The sequence below is a fragment of the Arthrobacter sp. P4_F10 genome (genome assembly GCF_056401435.1).
The window spans coordinates 37,761-54,498 of record NZ_JBFUJJ010000010.1 but is presented as its reverse complement, the minus strand read 5'-3'; the positions used below and the strand labels follow the sequence as shown (position 1 = coordinate 54,498).

Genomic DNA, 16,738 nt, shown 5'->3' with positions numbered 1-16,738 from the left:
GCAACGCTTAGTTGTAGACCCGGATCCAGTCGACCTGCATCTGGCTGGGTTTGGTTGGAGTCCCGTTGGGAAACCAGTCGAGCTGCACTGTTTGGTGCATCCCTACCGTAGGCTGATGCGCCGGGTTCATGTCCGCAAACCATAGTGACCCATCGAGGTATCCGGTGATCCCGGCCGGGGTCCACTCCACTGCATAGTTGTGCCACTGGGTCGTGTCGATAGCCCGCGAGGCCCGGCTCTGGAAGTTTGGGCCGCTGCAGGCGTGGTGCAGGTTGAACCCAATCAGGGTGGTATCCCAAGTGCCTTCCGCATAGTCAATCTCGGCACAGGTGGGCGATTTGTTATGGTTCGGCCACAGGAGTATGACCGGGTGATATTGCATATCCCGCGCACTCGTTTTCATCCGGGCTTCCCAGCGGCCGTACTGCTGATGGGCAAACCTGGCGGACATGCCGCCCGTGGTGCCCGCCGCGTCGCCGCTGACGGTCACGACGCCGCCGGCCACAGCAAACGCATTCGGACTTCGGATCCCCTTGCCCGCGTGCCCCGGGCCGTTATAGACCTTCCATTTCGCGCGGTCAGGCGGTCCGGCGTAGCTGAACTCATCCCCTGCCACCACTGGTCCCCAGCCACGGACGACGGCGGCTTGGGTTCCGTCGGACACGGCGGCTTGGGTCACGCCGGACAGGGCGGCTGCCCGGTCCATCGGGCCTGCCCGGTCCAAGCCGGGCGCGGCGCCACACCCGGTGAGGGCCAAGGCGCCTACAGCGGCCAGGGCCGCAGCCGTGCGCATTGCGAACATCACGCCTCCCTCCGGTCCGGACATGTCCCGGCCACGGCATCACACATATTTGCCGAACCAGGCGAGCGTGTCGTTCCACGCCGCCGTCGCCTGCTCCTGGTTGTAGCGCGGCCCCGTGTCATTGTGGAAGGCGTGGTCCACGCCGGGATAGACCTTGAGCTCGTGCCGGACGTCTGTTTTGGCCAGCGCATCCTGGAAGGCCGGCATAGCGCCGGTGATCCGCTGGTCCAGTTCCGCGTAGACACCGAAGACGGCGGCCTTGATGGCCGTGAGTTTGTCAAGATCAGGTGCTGGTCCATAAAACGCTGAGGTCGCCAACAGGTCCGGGATCGCCGTCGCCGCCTGCCAGGTGATGCCGCCGCCAAAGCAGAATCCGTTCATGGCGATCCGCCCCTTGTCAACGAAGTCCTGGGCGTTCAGGTAGTCAAAGCCGGCCGTGAAGTCGGAAACGTGACGCTGGGCCCCGGCCTGGGTGAGCGCTCCCGGGACGGCGTCGGGGTCCATACCCGCGGTACCGCCTTCCCGGCTCAGCAGGTCCAGGGCCAGTGCCGCGTACCCGGCTTTGGCGAAGCGGCGTGCCACGTCCTGGATATGGGGTGTCAGCCCGCGGTTCTCGTGGCAGATCAGCACGGCCGGCCCGGCGGTGCCGTTTTCGGGCCGGGCGAGATAGCCGCTGATGTCTGTTCCGCCCGCAGCGAACTGCACGGTCGACGTCGTGAGTCCGGGCGCCCCCTCCGGGACGGAGAGCGGGCTCTTGGCCCCCGGCACGGCGCCCGCGGATGCGGAACCGGGCCCCGGCGAGGACGATGTCGGCGTCGGCATGGGGTCCGTGCTGCGGGGAACCTCTTCGGGCGTGCAGCCAACCAGGAGCATCGCTGCCGAGGCCGCGGCCATGCTGCCCATCATGAACGCCACCCGGCGCGTGAAGGTGCGCTGGCTCATGGCGCCGGAGCGGTAATCGTCGAAGAATTCTTCAATCAGGTACTTCTCGAACTTGCCAAGCTGGGTCATGGCGGCCTCCTCCAGTGTGCCGATCATCCTCCTCCGAAGTCGGATTTGAGGCAAGGCTCCTTCAAGGGGCCCATTAGCGGGCCGGCCACTTCACGACGACGACGCCGCGGCGCTGCGCTGGCTCGCTAGCGGCAGCGTCGCCTCATGTTGGCTCACTGGGCCCTGGTCCTTTCCGGAGGCGGAGGCGGGCTTTGATCAGCTATCTCCGCCTTTGTGGTCCGACCAGGAGTGAACCAATCTAAATTGTCGTAGGTCGCGGGGAGACTGGAACTATGGACGGCAATAAGGGGCCCGAAGTGGTTCCGGCAGGACACGACGACGCCGGCTTCGGCCGCGCCGGGCGCGATGCGGCCTCAGGGCCGGACACCGCGCCGGCGGCCGTCGAGGACCTGGTCCGCATCATGTCCGCGATCCGCCCGGCCACGGACTGTGCCGGCATCATTGACCGGATCCGGGAACTGGAAGATGAGAAGTGCGCCGCGTCCGCGGAGCAGGCACGCCTCGCCGTGGCCTTCGACCTGCTCCAGCGCCGCGCCCAGGCCAGCCAAGGCGTGCCCGCGGAGCAGCTCGGTGCCGGGATTGGCGCGCAGGTCGCCCTCGCCCGGCGCGAATCCCCGGCCAGGGGCGGCCGGCTCCTGGGCCTGGCCAAAGCCCTGGTCACCGAGATGCCGCACACCCTCGCCGCCCTGCAGACCGGACAGCTCAACGAATGGCGCGCCACCCTCCTCGTGCGCGAAACCGCCTGCCTGACCGCCGCGGACCGGGCTGTAGTCGACGCGGACCTCGCCGCGGACACGGGCACCCTCGCCGGCGTGGGTGACCGGCGGCTGGTGGCCGCCGCCCGTGCCGCCGCGTACCGGCTGGATGCGCGCACCGTCACCGAACGCGCCGCGCACGCCGCCACCGAGCGGCACGTCAGCCTCCGGCCCGCCCCGGACACCAAGTGCCATCTCACCGCCCTGCTCCCGGTCACCGCCGGCGTCGCCGTCTACACCGCCCTGACCCGGCACGCCGACGCCCTCAGGAACAGCGGGGACCCGCGGGGCCGGGGGCAGCTGATGGCCGACACCCTCGTCGAACGCAGCACCGGCACCCCCGGCGGGATCACCGGGGTCGAAATCCAGCTCGTCATGACCGACCGCACGCTCTTCCAGGCCGACGCCGAACCGGCCCGGCTCCCGGGCTACGGCACCGTCCCGGCCGGCTGGGCCCGCACACTGATCAACGGCACAGCGGCCACAGAATCCGCCGGATCCCCTAAACCCGATGGCTCGGCAGGCAGTTCCCCGGAACCCGGCGGCGGCGCGGCCCAGAGCACGGACACGGAGACAGGACATGGCATCGGGGTCGGGCCCGCCCCCGGCACGAACCCCGGCGGCATAGCCGACGGTTCCCCGGGACCCGGCAGCCCCCCAATATCCGGTGGCACGGACGGGGCTGCCGATGACACCGCGTTCGGCGTGTGGATCCGCCGGCTCTACACCCACCCCGGCACCGGCGGGCTCGTCGCGATGGACTCCCGCGCCCGGATCTTCCCGCCCGGGCTCCGCCGCCTCATCCAGACCCGGGACGACACCTGCCGCACCCCGTACTGCGACGCCCCCATCCGCCACCTGGACCACATCATCCCCTGGCACCACGGAGGAGAAACCGCCCAGGCCAACGGTGCAGGGCTCTGCGAAGCCTGCAACCACACCAAAGAAACCCCCGGCTGGACCGCCCGCCCAGCACCCGGATCCGCTTCCGGCAGCGGCGACCGGCACAGGCACACCATCGAACTCACCACCCCCACCGGCCACACCTACCACTCCACTGCACCACCCCTGCCCGGAACGCCGCTCCGCCCATCAGCAACGGATCAGCCGGGCTCCCGGCACCGGCGCCAGCTCCGGCACCAGGCCAAAACGCTCAGAAGCGCGCGCAGCCTTCCTTCGGCCGCCTGAGACCAGCCACTTCAGTCCACCGGACCCGTGGGCCGGTCCGGCCGGCGGCCCGTCAGCGTCTGGACTGCCTCTGCGATGCCCACGTCCCCTCGTTCAAGCTCTTGCATGAAGAGTCTTCCGCTCGTAATGAGGCCGTCCTCGATCTCGAAGATCGTCACGCCGCGCATGTCGAAGGGCCGCCCATCGGTGCGGGTGCCGGCCCAGGTCCATTCGCTCCACGCGGTGTTACCGTCGTCCGCGGAGCGGAGCACTTCTGCATGAAAATCGGGAACGCCAGCGAATATCGCTGCCCAGTTCGCGTGCATCTGCGCCCGTCCCACAAATGCCCTGGCCGGGTGGACCGGTTGCACGCTCTTATACGACTCATGGAACAACGCGGCGGCTGCCTCAAGGTCGTGGTCATTGAACGCTGCAAGCAGGCGCTGGATAAGTTGACTCATCGGATCACTCCTCGGCATGGCGGGGTTTCATGCACAGGCTCGTTGGCGGACCGCACCGGGGCCGGAGATCGGTCTGCCCGCATCGTCAATCTACGCCGCCGCACTCACCCACTTCCAGGCGGAACAGGTCCGGACCGATCAGGTCCAGACCGATGAGGTCCAGACGCCAATCGGTCCGGGAGTTTCTGAACTGACGCGGGCACCGCTATCCGGTGACCGTCTTGGCCGTCGCATTCCACGTCAGCCGCCCGTGCTGGAAATCCGTTGCCCGGCCGACGGATACCGTGTACGAGTCGCTCGTCGGATAACCCAGCCGGCTCTTCTCCCAGCCCATCGACGCCCACTTATTCCGGATCGCACCGGTCACCGAGTGCGCCTGGGTAGTCGGCGTCCAGTAGATCGATGCCCCGCCCGAACCGGAGAAGTGGCTGTACCGCCCCACCCTGTCCGGGGTGCCCTCCTCGTCCGTGATCGGATACCGCAGCGGGCCGGTCTCCCAGCCAAGTGCAGCCCATTTGGACCGGATGGCCCCCAGGACAAAGTGCGCCCCCGTCGTCGGTGACCAGAAGATCGAGTTTCCACCCGAACCTGAGAAGTGGTTGTAGCGCCCCACCTTGTCCGCAGACGCCGTAGTGTCAGAGGTCGGGTAGCCTAGGCCCGTCTCCCAGCCCAGCGACGCCCACTTGGCACGGACGGCCCCTGTTACCGAGTGGGCCTTGGTTGTCGGTGTCCAGTAGATCGATGCCCCACCCGCACCGGAGAAGTGGTTGTACCGTCCCACCCCGTCCGGGGTGCGCTTCTCGTCGGTGATCGGATACCCCAAGGGTCCTGTCTCCGCGCCCAGTGCCCTCCATTTGGACCTGATCGCGCCGGTCACAGAGCGCGCCCCGGTGGTCAGCGAATAGTAGATCGAAGTCCCACCCGCACCGGAGAAGTCACTGTACTTCCCCACCTTGTCCGGCGACACTTTCTCGTCCGAGGTCGGGAAGCCGAAGGGACCACCGGCGCCGCCCTCGGCCCTGTACCGCTTGTAGATCTCATTGAGGACTGCATGGGCCCCGGTCTTGGTTGACCAGCAGATCACTCCTCTGGTGTAGTCCTGGCACTTGCCTACTCCCACGGCATACTCCGCGGTCAGCGACCGGCCGAGGCTCGACCCGGGGCGGCCTGCATTGATCTTCCACCCGTAAGCAGCGATGGGGTCATCGGTACCGTTCCCGGTGAGCATGACCTTCTGAGCAGCTTGGCCGTCGTCCGCAGTGATCAGGTAAAAGGTCTCGCTCGTCCCTGCTTGCCCGACGGCCGTGGGCGCGAAGGTCACCGTCTGGTACGCGGTTTCACCGGCGGGAATTTTCAAGCCCTCGGAGATGGGAGTCGTCGTGGAGAAGACGCCCTGTGGCGCTTTCGCCTTCGTGATGGTCATCGGGACGTTGCCGGTGTTCTTTATCTCGAAAGCCCTGGTAACCGACGTCCCGGCGGGGACGTCACCGAAGTCCAGGGAGTGCGGCATCTCCAGGTGCGCCGCGCCGGCCACGGCGGTCGCGGCCACCTTAACGGTCACCTTCCCGCGGTCACTGGCGACGACGAGCGTATCGGCCACCGGGCCCGCCAACGTGGGACTGAACGTCATGGACACCGCAACCGATGCGAGCGGCTGGATCGTCTGCCCCACAGCCGGCACCGTGCCGGGGTCGACCCGGAGCTGTGCGTTTGCCGGAAGGGTGACCCCAGTGATCTTTGCCACGGTTGTGCCCGTGTTGACGATGTTGACAGTCTGCCGGCTGACAGTTTTTGTCGGCACGTCGGTGAACTGGATTACGGCGGGAGTCGCGCCCAGGCCCTCCTTCGTGCCGACGCCGTGGACGCCGATGAGATCGGTCTCGCCGTCGGCCGTTTTGACCGTCAGCGTGCCGTCGGCCTGGCCCGGAACAGTCGGAGCGAAGATCACGGGCACGGTCATGCTCGCGCCCTTGGCCAACTTCCGGGGCATCGTGAGCCCGGTTCCGATCTTGAACGGGGCGCGCGTCGTGATGGAGCTGACTGTTACCGCCCGCGATGCGGTGATCGTTACGCTCCCGGTCACGGAGGTGCCAACCTTGGCGGTACCGAGGTCGGTGTTCTTTGCCCCTACCGCTGACGTAGTCGGGGCGCCGAAGCCCAGGACGTGCCCGTCCCGGGTGCCCACGTATACGCGGCCCTTGTCAGTGGCCACCGAGGAGAACTTGGACCCTATACCCAGTGGGGCGCTAAACACTTCCTTGAGGTTCCCCGTATTGTCCGGTATTGCCCGGTAGGCGCGCAGCTCCGCATCGGCCCCGGTACCTGCGCTGACATAGACCACCCAGACAAGGGCGGAGGACCCGTCTGTGCCGGTGGAGGTCACCACCGGCGAACCGGAGCTGAACCCGAACGTGCCGGCGGAGGTCCCGACGGAGGCGAGGCTGACCCCGCCCGCCGCGCTCGTCACGATCTTGAACGCGCGAAGGTACCCGTTGCTCTCGACGACGTAAAGGTAGCCCCCGTTGGTGGTTCCGAGAAACCCGGGCTTTCCCCACACTCCGCTGTACGGACCGGCCTTGTCCAGGACGGCGTCGGTTCCACCCGGCCCCTGCGCCATGCCGCCCAGGTTGTCCCGGTCCAGCAGGTACATGGTGCCATCTTTACCGATTTGGGCCAGCAGGTGCGGGTGTGCCGCGGTGCCATAGCCGTCCGGGATCGCGACGGGAGCGCCGGCGCCCAGATCGGCGTCGTTTCGGTTCAGTTTCGCGTTGTCGGCCGGGCTGAAGAAGTCGGTGGGTTTCAGATTGCCGTCGGTGCCGACTCGGAGCCGGACCACCGCCTCCGCCAGAGTGCTGGGGGGGTTCGATCCCGGCCCGGGCTTGGGGGAAATGCCGTTCCCTGTGGTGAGCAGGATTTGGCCGGGGCCGTCGGACACCAGTCCTCCGCCGGATTGCCAGATCCCGCCCTCCGCGTTGGCGTTGCCTGATTCGGTCGCCCACATCGTCGTCTGCCGGCCTGCGGTCGATACGCCGACAACATAGCCCACGAACGGGGTGTAGTCGCAATGGCTGGCAAATCCTGCGTAGACCACGCCGTTCAGGAGCAGCAGCCCCGGGCGCTGCATCGCCGTCATCGGGTTGAACGGGCGGGCGGGGTCACTTGTCGGGGCGCCTTGGATGGTGACGGGGAATCCGGGCTTCTCCGCTCCGGTCGCCACGTCCAGGGAGTGCATGTACCAGTGCGGGAATTGCTTGCTGGCCCCGTCATTCGTCTTCGCGAGCAGGAAGATGCTCCTTGTCGCCGGGTCGTAGACCGGAGTGGACGTGATTCCAATGTTGGGCGTGAGGTCACCGCAGTTAACGGTCGACGCCGGCCACGCCGGTCCGAGTTTGCGGGTCCACTTGGCCGCACCTGTGGCGCTGTCCAGCCCGTACACGGCATTGTTTTCCGTCGCGGCAATCACGGTACTGCCTACTACGAGCGGCTGGGCGTAGACCTGCCCGTCCACGGTTGCAGAGAACAGTTTGCCGAAGTTCGATGATGCGACGGCCGACGGTGAGAGCCCGGGCTCGTCCTTGTCCCATCCGGTCCGCAGGGAATCGTTGGCGATGGTCCTCACGTCCGCAACGGCCGTCTCGCCGACGGACAGCGCAGCGAGTGTGAGCGTTGCCGACAGCAGCGAAGCCCATGCGCCTCGGGACCATGGCCGTTGTCGGGGCAAAGTTGCGTGGATCGTGGCCGCCCGGTGCTTCCGGGGATGCGGCGTCCTACCCGTGCGTCCATCGCGAAGAAGGCCCTTAAAATGGCCGGACGACACCCGAGATTCCGTTTGATCATGCATGGCTGAGACCAGTTTCTGACCACTACATTGACTTTATTAACCCAGTACCCTGGAGCCTAGAAGCGGGGTTTGAAGAGCGCGCGAGTGATTGCTACTCAACTTCGCCGGGGCAATGCCCGTATTCCTCCGGTCGCTACTTGCCCGCTGCTTGGGCAAACGCGACTGCCTACTTGCCTCCCGGAAAACCACGTGGAGATGCCCCACTTCGCGAGGCTCCGCAACGCATCATTTTCGGCCGACGGGTCAGCGGCCGCCCATGGCGGGGCATGTGAATACGGGGTGATCCGAGCGGACCCCAACGGGGGCGAAGCCGGAGTGCGGGCGCCGGACTCCGTACCGCGCCGCGTTAGGCTCATCCCATGTCGCCCGATCGATACCTGCACCAGCTTGCCAGCTCCCTGGACCATCTCGGCACGCTGGCCCGCCAGCCGGAAGACAGCCTTGCCCGCGCCGTTCCGGCATGCCCGGGCTGGACGCTCGAGCAACTATTCGGACATCTCGGTTCAATCGAGCGGTGGGCCGCCACTGTGGTCAGTGAGGGCACCTTCGTCCAGGAACCGGCACCGCCCGCCGAGGGCGCCGCGGCCTGGTTCCTCGAAGGCACGGCACCCTTCCTCGAGACGATGACGGCACTTGACCCCGAGAAACCCTGTTGGGACTTCGGACCGCCGCCGCACAACGCCCGGTTCTGGCTTCGGCGCCAGGCCCACGAACACGCCATCCACCTCATCGACGCCTGCCAGGCGCTTGGCCTGGCAGTCCCCGCCCTGGGTGAGGACTTCATGCTCGACGGCGTCGACGAGGTCCTCGCGATGTTCGCGCCGCGCCAGCTGCGACTGGAGCGGATGCCGCACCCGGACAAGGCGGTGACCTTCCAGGTGCCCGGGGCCACCGCCTGGACACTGGGCCCTGATTCCGCCGTGGCATCGATTTCCGCCCCATTGCCCGTGATGTACCTCGGGCTGTGGGGCCGATCCAACCTGGAGGATACCGCCCTCATTGAGGGTGATGCCGCTGTTGCCCTGCGCGTGCTTCGGGGTCCGCTCACACCGTGAGTCCCGGATTGCAGGCTTAGGATACGAACACGTCCTGGGAAGCTGCCGATGCTTCAAACCTCGCCTAATGCTTTCGTGACCACCTGCCCGAAGGGCACCCAAACAGATGTCAGAGCACGCCACAACCGGAACCGCAGATCCCGCCGCGCCCGCTGCGAGGTGGGGAATCCTCGGCACGGGGTTCATCGCCGGGCTGCAGACGCCGGACCTGATCGACAACGGTTCATTGGTCCAGGCTGTGGGCTCCCGGAACCTGGCATCGGCGCGGGAGTTCGCGGCCCGGTTTCAGATCCCCTCGTCCCATGGAAGCTATGAGGACCTCGTGGCTGACCCGGACGTGGATATTGTCTACATCTCGACGCCGCACCCGTTCCACCACGAAAATGCCCTGTTGGCCCTGGACGCCGGCAAACACGTGTTGATTGAAAAGCCCTTCGCCATGAACGCCTGGCAGGCCCGGGAGATTGTGGAGCTGGCCGAGTCGAAGGGACTGATCGCACTTGAGGCCATGTGGACCCGCTATCTTCCGCACATGGTCCGTATCCGTGAGCTGATTCGATCCGGCGCGCTGGGCGACGTCCGGACGGTGATCGCGGACCACAACCAGAATCTGCCCAAGGACCCGACGCACCGCCTCAATGACCCGGCGCTGGGCGGCGGAGCGCTCCTGGACCTGGGCATCTACCCCGTGTCCTTCGCCTTCGACGTCTTTGGAGCGCCGGTCAGCATCCGGGCAGCGGCCAGTATGACGGAAACCGGTGTTGACCGGCAGACCGCCATGATTTTCGAGTACGGGGACGGGCAGCAGGCCGTGCTGCACTGCGCGCTGGATACTGCAGGGCCAAACCAGGCCTCGATCATCGGAACCGAAGGCCGAATCGAGGTCCCGTCAGTCTGGTATACGCCGTCGGCCTTCACCCGGTACGACGCCGACGGCAACGTCGCTGAGCGCTTCGATGAGCCTGTCGCAGGCCGCGGAATGCAATACCAGGCGCGGGAAATGGAGCGGCTCATCGCGGCGCACGCCACTGCCAACGACATCCTGCCGCCCCGGCAGAGCGTTCAGGTCATGGAGGCCTTGGACGAAGTCAGGAGCCAGATCGGCCTCGCCTACAGCAGCGACGAGAAGTCAGGCTGGAGAGACTAAGCGGCCCAGTTCTGGGGCGGCACTGGCCGGCGCCGCTTAGCCACGTCCGATCAACTCAGCCACGCGATCGAGCTCTTCTTCCAGATTGTAGAAATGCACGGCCAACCGGATCCTGCCCTCGCGGACCGACGCCACCACGTTGGCCTGGCGAAACCGCGCCATGACCGCCTCGGCATCGCTCACCGGCACGGAGACGATGGTCGAGCGGTGCTGCTCGGTGAAGGGCCGGAAGGCGGAGCCCTCCGCGGCCAGCGCATCCTGCAGGCGAAGGGCGAGCCGGGCGTTGCGATCAAGCAAGGCCGTGATCCCGAACCGGCGGAAGATGCCGAGCGCCGCCTGCTCGGCCAGGGCGGGAAACCACGCCAATGAGGCGTCGAGCTTCGAGGCCGTGGGTGAGAGGTCCATAGCCGGCCCGTAGAAGCTCTCGGCCGGCTTGCGGGCGGCCTTCCAGCCCGGGCCGATGGGCTGGAGACGGTCCAGCAGCCCGCTGCGGACATAGAGGTAGCCCATGCCCCTGGAACCGAGCAGGAACTTGTGGCTCGCGGCGGCCAGGAAGTCCACGCCGTCGCGGACCACGTCCAGCGGCACCGCGCCTGCCGCCTGGCAGGCATCGACGAAAAACCAGGCGCCGGAGCGGGCAGCGACCCGGCTGAGCGCGCCCAGATCGGCCCGGTAACCGTTGGCCGAATGAACGGCGCTGACGGCGATCAGGCGGGTGCCGCCGTCGGCCGCCTGAGCAAACGCCTCGGCCGTCACGCCGTCGCCGCCCGGAGCCACGGCGCTGACCTCGTAGCCGCGCTGCCGGAGCATAAGCCAGGGATAGTAGTTCGAGGCGAATTCGTTCTCGGCGACCACGACGTTCTCGCCGTGCTTCGCGGGCGGCAGGTTGGCCGCCACTATCCCGGCGGCTGAGCTCACGGCCGGAACGATTGCGATCTCCCCGGCAGTGGCGCCGACGATCTCCGCGAACATGGCACGGGCGTCCTCCCCCGCCCGTTCGGCTTCCATCCAGTCGAACCGGCCGGCAGACCAGCGCGCGGCCGCCAGTTCGTAGGCCTCCCGGGCGGGGGCGGAGCCGACGTTCGTGGTCGCGGTGTTGAGATAGATGATGTCCTTGAGCCCCGGGAAGAGCTGGCGGATATCGGCGGCGTGCATGGCAGCGGGCGCCCTAACCGTGCCCGTGCGCGGGGTTCAGGCCTTTCGCGTAGGCGGCCTGCCCCACGTGCTGAAGGCAATCGGCAATGGTGCTGACCAGCCGTACCCCGAGCGTGACGGGCGGGTCCCAGCGGGTGTCGACGATGCGGTCGAAGTCGTCGTCGCCGAGGGTCTTCAAGAATTCCACAGTCTGCCGGTGCACAGCGTCGTAGTATTCGAGCAACAGCTCCGGCGGTGCCTGCACCGCGTCCACCTGGCCGCTCGTATGGCCGTAGCCGGTGTCCCGCTTGGAAAGAGGCAGGTCGAAGCGGGCAGCAAACCCCTGCGAGGTCCAGACCTGGTCCAGGCCTGCGGCGGAGGCCACTTGCGCGTCCTCGACCCTGCCGAGGTGCCAGATGAGCCAGGCCATCGAGTTCCCGCTGCCTGCGGGCCGTCGGAGCAAGGTGGCATTGTCGACCTCTGCCAGGGCGGCGGCCACCGTCTCATGGATCCGGCCGAAGGCGTCCAGCAGCAGTTCATTGGATTTCATCGAGTCCCCTCGCTGTGCATGATCGGAGTGCTGTGCATGATCGGTGTGCCCCATGCTTGCACGGAGGCCGCACTGCCGGATAGGGCCGAGCGTCTGGGTCTCCACGGCTCACGCTAAGGCACAGCCGGCGGCCACCCGGCCGGGCACAGTCCGCGAGGTCTTGGCAGCTGCGACACCCGCGCCTACCCTTACGAACTATGAGCAACTTGTTGCCTGTAGCGCAGCCGGAGCGACTAACAAGCAGTCGCTGGGAACGCCGGGACAAGTTCCATCTCGCGGGCATCACCGGCTTCGTCATCCTGCTCAATGTGGTCGGCTGGAGTGTGCTGACGCTCGTCGTGGCTCCGCAGAACTTCGCGCTGGGCCGCTCCGGCGTGTACGGGGCCGGGCTGGGCGTTACCGCCTTTCTGCTGGGAGTGCGGCATGCCTTCGACGCCGACCACATCGCCGTCATCGACAACACCACCCGCAAGCTGGTCGGCGAGGGAAAGACCGCGCTGGGGGTGGGCTTCTGGTTTTCGCTGGGCCACTCGACCGTCGTCTTCGGCGCTGCGCTGCTCCTGGCCTTCGGCGTGAGAGCGATGGCGGGCAGCGTGCAGAACGAGGACTCCGCCCTGATACAAACACTGGGGCTGGTGGGAAGCGCCGTCGCCGGCACGTTTCTTATCCTGATCGGGCTGACAAACCTGGTCTCGGTGATTGGCATCGTCCGGGTATTTCGCGGGATGCGGACCGGCGAACTGAACGAGGCCGAGCTTGAGCATCAGCTCAACAACCGGGGCTTCCTGGCCCGACTGCTCGGCGGAACAATCCGGCGGGTCGACAAGCCCTGGCACGTCTATCCGGTCGGTCTGCTGATGGGCCTGGGATTCGACACCGCGTCCCAGATAGCCCTGCTCGTACTCGCGGCCGGTTCCGCGGCCTTCTCCTTGCCCTGGTACGCCATCCTCGTCCTGCCGGTACTGTTCGCCGCCGGAATGAGCATCTTCGACACCGCCGACGGCGTGTTCATGTCCAGGGCTTACGGGTGGGCGTTCCTTAAGCCGGTCCGCAAGGTGTTCTACAACCTCACTGTCACGGTGCTCTCGGTGGTGGTGGCCTTGGTGGTCGGCATTATCGTGCTGCTCGGGCTCGTGGCGGAGAAGCTGGGAATCGAATCAGGACCGGCAGCCACAATCGGGTCGCTGGAGCTGGAAAACGTCGGGTACATCGTTGTCGGACTCTTCGTGGTCATCTGGCTGATCGCGCTCGCCGTCTGGAAATTTGGCCGGATCGAACAGCGCTGGAGCCAGTCCGGCGCCAGCTGAGACCCCTCCCGGCATGGTCAGCAGTTGGGCGAGTCGAACTCGTAGGCCCCTGAATCGGCAGCTGCCGTACCGTTGCAGTCTCCGTCCTGGGGCACCGCAAGTCCGGCGAGGTCGAAGGCGGAAGGGCTCGCTCCGGCGCGGTCGATGGCCGGGCTGGCGCTGGTCAGGTGGAGATCGGCCGGTGCGTTCACGAATCGTGCCGACGCAGTGGTGGAGGTGCTGTTCGGCACGAAGTTGACCGGACCGTTGAGGACGTTCTGCCTCTCGGTCCAGCCCGAGCCGTTGATCCACAAGGAGTTCTTGACACCTGCCAGGATGTTGCCGCGGATCACAGTCGATGAAGGGCAGCTCGCATGGCAGACGATCGCCTGGGACTGCGGCCCGTTCAGGTAGACGGTATTGAACTCAAAAACGGTGCCGTTCGTGGGCCCGAAGGAGGTCCCTGGTCCGCGGGCGATCAAGCCTTTGGCCTGGGCACAGTTTGCCCCACACGTCGACCGGACAAGGTTGTAGCGGTAGGTGTTGCCGTCCGCAGTCCCGGAGGACCTCCCAATCTCGGAGAAGTTGTTGTTGTCCAGCGACACATTGTGATGAACGTAGTTCCGGTTTCCGTTGTAGATTTCGAAAGAACCGCCGTCGCGGTTGTAATCGTAGGAAAACGCCGTGGAGCCGCTGACCGTGTTGCCTGAGAGTTCGTTGTCGTTGCCGTTGATCAGCACGCCGGAAGCGCCGGAGTCGTCACTGCAGTTCACTGCCTGGGGTGTTCCGCAGTTCGTGCCCTGCGTCAGGACGTTCATGATGTTGTTGTTGGTCAGTACGTTGCCGGTGTATTTCCCAAAATCGGACCCGGTTCCTGCCTTGATGCCCACGGCGTTGTTGGAGGCGCTGGAGTTCCTGACCGTGTTGCGGTCGCCGGTGATGCTGATGCCGGCATAGCCGCAGGAGACGCCGCGAAGTCCGTCAACTATGGTGAAGTTTCCGTTGATCCTGATGCAGTTTCCCGATTTGCCGCCCGTTATGGTCGGGGCGTTGCCGGTCCCGTAGCCGTTCAGGGTGATGGGTGCGGCATCAGTACCGCTCTGGGTGGTCACAATGCCCCCGGTCCAGGTGTCGCCCTTGCGGAAACTGACGGTATCGCCGGGCTTGAGGACGATCGAGTTGATCTTTGACAGCGATTTCCACGGTGCCGCGCTTGAGGTCCCCGCATTGGTGTCGCTCCCCGAGGCACTGACGAAGTACGTGGTACCCACGGCCTGGGCCGGCGCCGAGAGGCCCACCACCAACCAGCCGACAGTGAGGAGGGGCGTGAGTACGGCTGTCATGAAGGCATTGGTTTTCATCGTGATCCTCGCGGGTTTGCTGGTGGACGGAGGAAAGCTCCGCGACCTTGAGCTGCGCCCGCTACGGCCCTTTGACCATGAATCCAGACTCAGGCTCGGGTCATCCGCCGAACCTACTGGGCGCAGGTTGTAGAAAGCTGGGGCACGGTCCGCGGGCCGGCACGGTCCGCGGCAGCCTGCGCTCTACGCCGCCGCAATCACAGTCCGTGTGATGAATCGCTCACTCACCATGGCCTTCGGTGGAGTTCCCGATTCTCCCGGCATGACCAGCGCCACGGACGCATCCGAGCCGATCTCTTCAGATCGGATGAATTATCGTGGCGCACAAGCGTGATTCAAGGTTGAAAATTCGGATTTTGTGGGCCAAACGCCTTGTTGGCAGAATTTAAGGCTTGGGTGCGGACGATGTCCGCACCCAGTTTTGCGGAAGCGCTTCCGTGACGATTCCAGCCACCACAGGGAGCACGATCCATGATTTCCGTCAGCCGGGTTTCTAAAAGCTACGGCTCCGGGCCGACGGCGGTCCGGGCCCTTGACGACGTCTCACTCTCCGTCGCCCGCGGCGAGATCTTCGGCGTCGTTGGCCAGAGCGGCGCCGGTAAGAGCACGCTGATCCGCACCATCAATTTCCTGGAGCTTCCGGATTCTGGCAGTGTCAACGTCGATGGCCGCGAGATGACCACGCTGTCCGGCGCAGAACTGCGCCACGCACGGCACAACATCGGCATGATCTTCCAGCACTTCAACCTGCTCAGCAGCAGGACCGTGCAGGCGAATGTAGAACTCTCATTGGAGATCACCGGCGCCGGGCGCGCAGCCAGGCGGACACGGGCACTCGAGATCCTCGAACTCGTGGGCCTCCACGGCAAGGCCTCCGCCTACCCCGCACAATTGTCCGGCGGACAAAAACAGCGCGTCGGCATTGCCCGCGCGCTGGCCTCCAACCCCTCAGTGCTGCTGAGCGACGAGGCGACCTCGGCGTTGGATCCCGAGACGACCCGGCAGATTCTTGATCTCATTCGGAAACTGAGCAAGGACCTTGGGCTGACCGTGCTGCTCATTACCCATGAGATGGACGTAGTGAAGCGGATCTGCGACTCCGCCGCCGTCATGAGCGGCGGGCGGATCCTTGAGCAGGGGCCCGTGGAACAGTTGCTGACGACGGAGAAATCACTGTTGGGCCAGGCGCTGTTCCCCATGGGAGAGATCCCGGAGACGCCCAGCGCAATCGTTGACATCACCTTTAGCGGAGTGAAAACCGACCGGCCCGTGATCGCCCAGCTGGCCCGCAAGCACGGCATCGACGTCGGAATCCTGGGTGCCGCGGTTGAAACCATCCGCGGGCTCCAGACAGGACGCACCCGGCTGGAGCTGCCGGGGGACGAGCGGACCGTGGCCGCCGCCTTGGCCGATCTCCGCTCCCAGGGACTCTTCGTGGAGGTAGTCAAGTGATCGACCGTAACGACCCCTACTTCTGGTCGGACCTGCTGGACACGATCCTCAAGGGCGCAGGTGAGACTTTTTACACCGTGGGCCTGAGCTTGCTGTTCACGGTTCTTTTCGGCCTGGCCGCCGGCGTCCTGCTCGTGACCACCGAATCCGGCGGCTTGCTGGCGAAGCTCTTCGGCAGCCGGGCGCTCGGGTTCATCGTCAACCGGGTGCTCGACGTCGTGGTGAACATTGGCAGGTCCGTCCCGTTCATCATCCTCATGATCCTGCTCATTCCGTTCACCCGCCTGTTGGTCGGATCCTTTATCGGACCGACCGCCGCCATTGTCCCTTTGACGATCGCCGGCATTCCCTTCTTCGCCCGGCTGGTGGAGATAGGAATCCGCGAAGTGCCTGTGGGACTCGTCGAAGCCGCCCAGTCACTCGGCGCCAGCCGGTGGACCATCCTGACCAAGGTCATGGTGGCCGAGGCCGTCCCCGCCCTGGCGCTCGGGCTGTCCACCACCGTGGTCGGACTCATCGGCTACTCCGCCATGGTGGGCGCAGTGGGCGGCGGCGGCCTCGGGGATGTCGCTTTCCGCTACGGCTACCAGCGTTATAGCCCGGAGTACATGTTCGGCGTTGTCATCCTGCTGGTCCTGCTGGTGCAGGTATTCCAGTCCCTGGGCAACTTCGCGGCGCGGCGCCTGTCCCACCGGTAGCCGCCGCCCGCACCGCCC

13 protein-coding genes are annotated in these 16,738 nt (G+C 66.1%); 6 read left to right on the top strand and 7 right to left on the bottom strand.

From position 1 onward, the window contains the following. Window positions 1–7: 7 nt before the first annotated feature. Window positions 8–706: a glycoside hydrolase family 16 protein gene (locus AC1DR1_RS12740; RefSeq protein WP_229994942.1), complete on the bottom strand. Its 699-nt coding sequence runs from the start codon at window positions 704–706 to the stop codon at window positions 8–10. Between the two features lie 135 nt (window positions 707–841). After that, window positions 842–1,813 carry a dienelactone hydrolase family protein gene (locus AC1DR1_RS12735; protein ID WP_476992680.1) on the bottom strand — a complete coding sequence of 324 codons (972 nt, stop codon included), beginning with the start codon at window positions 1,811–1,813 and terminating at the stop codon, window positions 842–844. A gap of 272 nt (window positions 1,814–2,085) precedes the next feature. Here AC1DR1_RS12735 and AC1DR1_RS12730 point away from each other — a divergent pair, with 272 nt between their 5' ends. Next, window positions 2,086–3,756, top strand: coding sequence for an HNH endonuclease (locus AC1DR1_RS12730; protein ID WP_476992679.1), 1,671 nt, complete (start codon window positions 2,086–2,088; stop codon window positions 3,754–3,756). A gap of 11 nt (window positions 3,757–3,767) precedes the next feature. On the opposite strand, the gene AC1DR1_RS12725 is transcribed toward AC1DR1_RS12730, so the two are convergent. Both AC1DR1_RS12725 and AC1DR1_RS12720 read right to left on the bottom strand, forming a co-directional pair. After that, window positions 3,768–4,196: a nuclear transport factor 2 family protein gene (locus tag AC1DR1_RS12725; protein ID WP_229996172.1), complete on the bottom strand. Its 429-nt coding sequence runs from the start codon at window positions 4,194–4,196 to the stop codon at window positions 3,768–3,770. Between the two features lie 205 nt (window positions 4,197–4,401). Next, a complete protein-coding gene (locus AC1DR1_RS12720) occupies window positions 4,402–7,815 on the bottom strand; it encodes a choice-of-anchor D domain-containing protein (RefSeq protein WP_476992678.1) in 3,414 nt (1,137 codons plus the stop codon). Between the two features lie 581 nt (window positions 7,816–8,396). Here AC1DR1_RS12720 and AC1DR1_RS12715 point away from each other — a divergent pair. Continuing rightward, window positions 8,397–9,092 (top strand): maleylpyruvate isomerase family mycothiol-dependent enzyme, encoded by a 696-nt coding sequence (locus AC1DR1_RS12715; RefSeq protein ID WP_229995906.1) that lies wholly within the window; start codon window positions 8,397–8,399, stop codon window positions 9,090–9,092. A gap of 106 nt (window positions 9,093–9,198) precedes the next feature. Then, a complete protein-coding gene (locus AC1DR1_RS12710) occupies window positions 9,199–10,239 on the top strand; it encodes a Gfo/Idh/MocA family protein (protein ID WP_229995905.1) in 1,041 nt (346 codons plus the stop codon). Between the two features lie 36 nt (window positions 10,240–10,275). Here the strand turns inward: AC1DR1_RS12710 and AC1DR1_RS12705 are convergent, their stop codons facing one another. Both AC1DR1_RS12705 and AC1DR1_RS12700 read right to left on the bottom strand, forming a co-directional pair. Next, window positions 10,276–11,394, bottom strand: coding sequence for an aminotransferase class V-fold PLP-dependent enzyme (locus tag AC1DR1_RS12705; RefSeq protein ID WP_229995904.1), 1,119 nt, complete (start codon window positions 11,392–11,394; stop codon window positions 10,276–10,278). A gap of 13 nt (window positions 11,395–11,407) precedes the next feature. After that, complete coding sequence (locus AC1DR1_RS12700; RefSeq protein WP_229995903.1) at window positions 11,408–11,923, bottom strand: mycothiol transferase; 516 nt, start codon at window positions 11,921–11,923, stop codon at window positions 11,408–11,410. 209 nt (window positions 11,924–12,132) lie between these two features. On the opposite strand from AC1DR1_RS12700, the gene nicT reads away from it, so the two are divergent. Next, window positions 12,133–13,230 carry a Nickel transporter NicT gene (gene nicT / locus AC1DR1_RS12695; RefSeq protein ID WP_476992677.1) on the top strand — a complete coding sequence of 366 codons (1,098 nt, stop codon included), beginning with the start codon at window positions 12,133–12,135 and terminating at the stop codon, window positions 13,228–13,230. Between the two features lie 17 nt (window positions 13,231–13,247). On the opposite strand, the gene AC1DR1_RS12690 is transcribed toward nicT, so the two are convergent. Next, window positions 13,248–14,570 (bottom strand): right-handed parallel beta-helix repeat-containing protein, encoded by a 1,323-nt coding sequence (locus tag AC1DR1_RS12690; protein WP_364744898.1) that lies wholly within the window; start codon window positions 14,568–14,570, stop codon window positions 13,248–13,250. Between the two features lie 471 nt (window positions 14,571–15,041). Between AC1DR1_RS12690 and AC1DR1_RS12685 the strand changes: the two genes are divergently transcribed. Together AC1DR1_RS12685 and AC1DR1_RS12680 are read left to right on the top strand one after the other, a co-directional pair. Beyond that, window positions 15,042–16,022: a methionine ABC transporter ATP-binding protein gene (locus AC1DR1_RS12685; protein WP_229995900.1), complete on the top strand. Its 981-nt coding sequence runs from the start codon at window positions 15,042–15,044 to the stop codon at window positions 16,020–16,022. Then, window positions 16,019–16,720 carry a methionine ABC transporter permease gene (locus AC1DR1_RS12680; RefSeq protein ID WP_229995899.1) on the top strand — a complete coding sequence of 234 codons (702 nt, stop codon included), beginning with the start codon at window positions 16,019–16,021 and terminating at the stop codon, window positions 16,718–16,720. The genes AC1DR1_RS12685 and AC1DR1_RS12680 overlap by 4 nt, the downstream gene beginning before the upstream one ends. The last annotated feature ends 18 nt before the right edge of the window (window positions 16,721–16,738 follow it).